Annotated in this window: 4 protein-coding genes; all 4 read left to right on the plus strand. The window is 67.4% G+C overall.

Features of this window, described 5'->3' with window-relative positions:
* Window positions 1–2,212 (plus strand): TonB-dependent receptor (locus tag ACIQ3R_RS13935; protein WP_397419464.1); only part of this gene is annotated, 2,212 nt, incomplete at its 5' end.
* Window positions 2,213–2,263: 51 nt separating this feature from the next.
* Window positions 2,264–3,178: a formylglycine-generating enzyme family protein gene (locus tag ACIQ3R_RS13940; RefSeq protein WP_397419465.1), complete on the plus strand. Its 915-nt coding sequence runs from the start codon at window positions 2,264–2,266 to the stop codon at window positions 3,176–3,178.
* A gap of 19 nt (window positions 3,179–3,197) precedes the next feature.
* Window positions 3,198–4,700 (plus strand): arylsulfatase, encoded by a 1,503-nt coding sequence (locus ACIQ3R_RS13945; protein WP_397419466.1) that lies wholly within the window; start codon window positions 3,198–3,200, stop codon window positions 4,698–4,700.
* An 11-nt stretch (window positions 4,701–4,711) separates the two neighbouring features.
* The coding region (locus ACIQ3R_RS13950; protein ID WP_397419467.1) for a DUF3604 domain-containing protein at window positions 4,712–6,146 on the plus strand (1,435 nt) is incomplete at its 3' end.

Below are 6,146 nucleotides of genomic sequence, written 5' to 3' on the forward strand. Positions count from 1 at the left end.
GGCTGAGAACGTTCAGGACGTGCCGATTTCGGTGACCGCCTTCAGCGGCGAAACGCTGAAGGCCGCGGGCGTGCAGGACATCCGCGATCTCCGCCGCCTGACCCCCAGCCTCTATCTCGCCACCTCGTCCAACACGAGCAACACCCGCATCATGATGCGCGGCATCGGCACCAGCGGAAACACCGCCGTCGAGCCCAGCGTCGCGGCCTTCGTGGACGGCGTCTATGTGCCGCGGATCGGTTCGCTGTTGGCGGGCCTCAACGACATCGGATCGGTCGAAGTGCTGCGCGGACCGCAGGGCACGCTGTTCGGGCGCAACGCCTCGATGGGCGCGGTGCTGATTCGCACGAGGGCGCCGGGCGACACCTTCGGCGGCGAAGCGACCGCGTCGCTCGGCGACTACGGTCGCCAGCGGCTGGCGATCTCGGCCGACCTGCCGGTGACGGAAGGCTTTCGGACCCGCGTTTCGGCCCTCGCCTACAAGAACGACGGATTCGACCGCAACGACCTGACCGGCAAACGCATGGGCCGCAACGACGGCTTCTCGGTGCGCGCCGGGGTCACCTGGGACGTCACGCCCGAAGTGACATGGTCCCTACATGGCGACCATCAGAACCTCAGTGGTGACGGCTACAACACCATCACGGTGGTCACGCGCTCCGTGACCCCGACCACGCTGGCGAACTGGCTCACGCGCCTCGATCCGGACGGCGCGGGGCCGGGCGTCGGCCTTCTGCCCTACACGAGCGACACCTATTCACGGCGAGTGCGCCAATCCACTGAAGGCGACCTGATCGACTACCAGACCGGCGTCTCCAGCGAACTGGTCTGGAACCTCGCCAATGGCTATCAGCTCAAGCTGACTAGCGGCTACCGCGACTGGAAGAACGTTCAGTACCAGGCGTCGAACGGCAATATCCCGCTGGAGCTTCAGCGCCGGACCACGTTCGCCGACAGCCAGAACCACTCCCAGGAGCTCCAGCTGCTGTCGCCAGAGACCCTGCTGGACAACCGCCTGAGCTATGTGGCTGGGCTCTACTACTACGAGGAAGCCTACGACCTGGGGCAGAACATCGACCTGACGCGTGACTATTGCGAGGTGTTCATCCGCAACACCGGCACTGCCGCGCGCCTCGCCCAATGCCGCGCCAACCCGCTGATCGGCGCCTCGGTCTGGGACTTCAGCCAGGATACGGAATCCTTCGCCGCCTACACCCAGGCCACCTTCAAGGTGACCGATCAGTTCGCCGTTACCGGCGGCATCCGTTACTCCGAGGACGAGAAGGACGCGATCTTCACCGCCATCACCCGCAATCCGGCGGCGGCGCAGTCTGCCGAAGTGACCAACAACATGGCGCTGAAGGACGATCAGGTGACCTATCGTCTGAACGGCACCTTCCGACCGAACGAAGACACCATGGTCTTCGCCAGCTTCTCAACCGGCTTCAAGTCAGGCGGCTTCGACTCCGCGCCCGGCACAACCGGCCCCGTCGGCGCGGCCAGCCGGACCTTCCTGGCCGAAACGGTCGAAAACTGGGAACTGGGTGTGAAGTCCCAGCTGTTCGACCGGCGGCTGGTGGCCAACTTCACCTTGTTCCGCAGCGACATCGACGACCTGCAGTTCCGCAGCTTCGACGGCCTGCAGTTCCGGACCCGCAACAACGGCACGGCGCGCCAGCAGGGCCTGGAGTTCGACACCATCGCGCGTCCGGTTCCGCCGCTGACGCTGACTCTGTCCGGCACCTATCTGGACTCCAAGTACCTCGACTTCCGGGGCGCGCCCGGCCTGCCCGGCTTCGGCGGCGCCCAGGACCTCACCGGCGAACGCCTGCCCTATTCGCCCAAGTGGCAAGGCGCGGCTTCGGCGCAGTACATCGGCGACTTCATGAACGGCATGACCTGGCTGGCCCGGCTGGACCTCAGCTACACCGCCAGCCAGCTCCTCGCCTCGGCCGGCGACAACAATCCCGATGCACGCCAGGGCGGCTATTCGACGCTCGCGGGCCGTGTCGCGATCCGGGGCCCGGAAGAGCGCTGGCAACTGGCGCTCGTGGGTCAGAACCTGACCAACAAGGATTTCTGCACCGGCATCTTCAATCAGCCGAACAACGCCGCCTTCGGTCTCAACAATGCGGTCACCGGCGCCACGGCGCTGCGCTGCACGCTGAATGAGCCCCGGCAGGTCTCGCTCGAGCTGAACGCGCGGTTCTAGATGGCTCCGGGGCGGCTGGACCGGGAGATGGGCGTGGCGCTTAGCTAAGCCATGGTCGCGCCCTCCAGCCGCCTCGAGACCCTGTCGTCGGCGCGGACGGACGACGATCTGGTGGCGTTGCCGGGCGGCCCGTTCCGGATGGGGTCCGACCGCCACTATCCGGAGGAAGCGCCGGAGCGCCGGGCTGCGGTCGACCCGTTCCGGATCGAGCGCACACCGGTGACCAACCGGGCCTATGCCGCCTTCGTGGCCGAGACCGGATACGTCACCGTGGCCGAGCGGCAGCCCGAGGCCGCAGACTATCCGGACGCCGATCCGAGCCTCCTGAAACCCGGCTCCTCGGTGTTCACCCCGCCGAAAGGACCGGTCGATCTTGGCCAGCCAGGCCAGTGGTGGCGGTTCGTGGTCGGCGCGGACTGGCGTCATCCGCTGGGACCAGGCTCAAACCTCGATGGCCTGGACGACCATCCGGTGGTTCACGTGGCCTATGAGGACGCGCTCGCCTACGCCCGTTGGCGCGGCCGCGATCTGCCGACCGAGGCCCAGTGGGAATACGCGGCCTGGGGCGGCGTTGAGGATCGTGACTTTCCCTGGGGCGATGAACTTTCGCCGGGCGGCCGGCGCCTGGCCAACACCTGGATCGGTCGGTTTCCACACCCGCCCAAGGGGTCGACCCGTCGGGTTCGCACCTCGGCGGTCGGCGTCTTCCCGCCCAACGGCTTCGGGCTCTTCGACATGATCGGCAATGTCTGGGAATGGACGCACGATTTCTGGGCCCTGCCTGCGGCGGCGAAACCCTGCTGCACGCCCGGCGCGCGCCCCGCCCTTCCCCGCCGCGTGGTCAAGGGCGGCTCGCATCTCTGCGCGCCCAACTACTGCCGCCGCTACCGCCCAGCCGCCCGCCAACCGCAGGAGATCGACACCGCGACCACGCACGTCGGTTTTCGATGCGTTTCGTCGCCCTAAGGCCCAGTCGGAGTCCCCCATGACAGACGCCCCCCGCCCCACCCCGAGCCGACGGAGCCTGATCGCAGGCGGCGCCACGATCGCGGCGCTGGCCGGCTCCCAGGCGCGCGCCCAGCCCGCCCGCCGTCGCCCGAACATCGTGTTCATGATGGTCGACAATTTCGGCTACGGCGATCTCGGCTGCTACGGCGGCGGAGAGCTGCGCGGCGTACCGACCCCCAGGCTCGACCAACTGGCCGCCGAAGGCGTGCGGCTGACCAACTTCAATTGCGAGCCGGAATGCACGCCGAGCCGTACGGCGTTGATGACCGGCCGAATGCCAGTCCGCTGCGGTACGTCCAACGTCGAGTCCCGGGGGACCAAAGACGGCATCGCACCCTGGGAATACACGCTCGCAGAACTGCTCTCAGACAGCGGCTACGCCACCGCCTGCTATGGGAAGTGGCACCTGGGCTCCAGCGAGGAGCGGCTCCCCACCCGCCAGGGCTTCGACGAGTGGTTCGGCATTCCGCGCAGCAGCGGCGAAGTGAACTGGCCCCTCCAGCCCAACTTCGATCCGGCGGAATACAGCCTGCAGCCGGTCCATGAAGGCCGACGCGGCGAACCCAGCCGCGTGCTCCGGACCTATGACCGCGCCGCCCGCGCCCTGATGGATCGCGAGATCACCGACCGGGCGACGGCCTACATCCGGCGCCAGGCGAAAGGCGACAAACCCTTCTTCCTCTACCTGCCCTTCACCCTGCCCCACGATCCGCCATTGACCCATCCGGACCACACCAAACCGGGGCGCTCCCAGTACCAGAACGCGCTGGACGAGATCGATCACAACGCCGGGCGCGTGATCGAAGCGGTTGATGCGGCGGGGATCCGGGACAACACGATCATCGTGTTCTGCAGCGAGAACGGCCCCCAGACCTTCCAGGGCCTGGGGGTGGATTTCGGCGGCCGATCCGACACCGGACCGTTCCGTGGCGAATTCCCCAGCGGCTGGGAGGGCGCGGTGCGCGTGCCGTGCATCATCCGCTGGCCGGGGCGCGCCAAGGCAGGCCGCGTCAGCAATGAGATCGTCTCGATGCTGGACTTCTACCGCACCTTCGCCGAAGCGGCGGGCGCGGCGGACAAGGTGCCCACCGATCGGGCCATCGACTCAGTCAGTCAGACCGACTTCCTGTTCGGGACCAAGGCGACGTCGGATCGCCAGCACCTGATGATCTTTCATGCCAACAAGCTGCTGGCCGTGAAGTGGAAGAACTTCAAAATGCACTTCATCGTGCGCGAACCGCCGCGCGGCCAGATGGTCGCCTCGGGCCAGGTGGCCACCACCGCCTTCGCTGAAGAGTTGCCCTCCCCCTGGGTCTTCGATCTTGAGAACGATCCCAAGGAGCTGTGGAACATCTACACCACCAACATCTGGGTCCAGCGACCGGTCACCCGCATCCGACGCGAGTACGAAGCAAGCGTCGCCAGGTTCCCCAATGTCCCCACCGGCGGCGAAGGCCCCGTCGCGGCGATCGCCGGATGAGGAGTCCCTCCATGCGCCCGACCTGGTCCTGGCGCTACGTGGTTCCGGCCGCGGTCACAGGCGTCCTGATCGCCGGGGCCGCGATCAGCGCCCAGTCGACGAGCGGTGGGCCGACCCCCGGACCCAGCGCCGCGGTCGCGCCCTCAGCTCGGCTTCCCGGCTTCAATGAGGACCGCAACGCCTACTTCGGCGACCTGCACGTCCACACCTACCTCTCCAACGACGCCTATATCTCGAACGTCCGCCGGACCCCGGACGACGCGTACCGTTTCGCGCGCGGCGAACCCATCGGCCATGCCTCCGGCTACACAGTCCAGCTTGGCGGCGCCCCGCTCGATTTCACGGCGGTGACCGACCACGCCGAGTACCTGGCGGTGATCCGCGAGGCTTCACGGCCGGGCAGCGCGCTGTCGAAAGTGCCGTTCAGCCAGCAGTTGGCAGCCGCCGACCCGGCCCAGGCCCAGCGCGGCTTCGAGGCGTTCACAGCCGCACGGCGCGAAGGCAAGTTGCCGCCGGAGTACAACGATCCCAGCATCGTCGCAGAGGGTTGGCGCGAGGTGCAGGACGCCGCCGCCCGGCACAATCAGCCCGGCCGTTTCACCACCTTTGTCGGTTTCGAATACACCGCCTCGATCGACGGCAAGAACCTGCATCGCAACGTCATCTTCCGGACCGCCCGCGTGCCCGGCGCGCCGTTCTCGGCGGAAGACTCCGCCGATCCCGAGGCGCTGTGGCGAACCATGGACAGCTGGCGCGCCAAGGGCATCGAGGCCCTGGCCATCCCGCACAATTCCAATGGCTCGGACGGGGCGATGTTCGAGCGCGTTCGGCTCAACGGCCAACCCATCGACAAGGCGTATGCGGAACTTCGCGCGCGGAACGAGCCGCTGGCCGAGATCAGCCAGGCCAAGGGTACGTCCGACACCCATCCCTCGCTCTCGCCCAACGATGAATGGGCCAATTTCGAGATCTGGGAGCGCTACATCGCCGTGAACAAGGCGGTGACGAATTTCCCGGGCAGCTATGTCCGCCGCGCCCTGAAGGATGGAATTCTGCAGCGGGAGACGCTGGGCGTGAACCCGTACAAGCTAGGCGTCATCGGCTCCACCGACACCCACAACGCCACACCCGGCGCTGTCGACGAGAACGATTTCGCCGGCGCCTCCGGCATGCGCGACGGCTTGCCGGAGCAGCGCGGTGCGGTGAAGCCGAAAGGCGCCTCCGACTGGCCGAACCCTGGCCCGGTCCAGTACCAGCACCGCAGCGGATCAGGCCTAGCGGGCGTCTGGGCGGAGGAAAACAGCCGCGAGGCGATCTATGCGGCGATGCGTCGGAAGGAGACGTTCGCGACGTCGGGTCCGCGCATCAAGGTGCGGTTCTTCGCCAGCCACGACTTCCCGGCGGATCTGCTGAGCCGCGCCGATACGGTGCGTCAGGCCTATGCCC

Origin of the sequence: Phenylobacterium sp. (genome assembly GCF_044371015.1) — a bacterium.
In the GTDB taxonomy this organism is placed as follows: Bacteria; Pseudomonadota; Alphaproteobacteria; order Caulobacterales; family Caulobacteraceae; genus Phenylobacterium.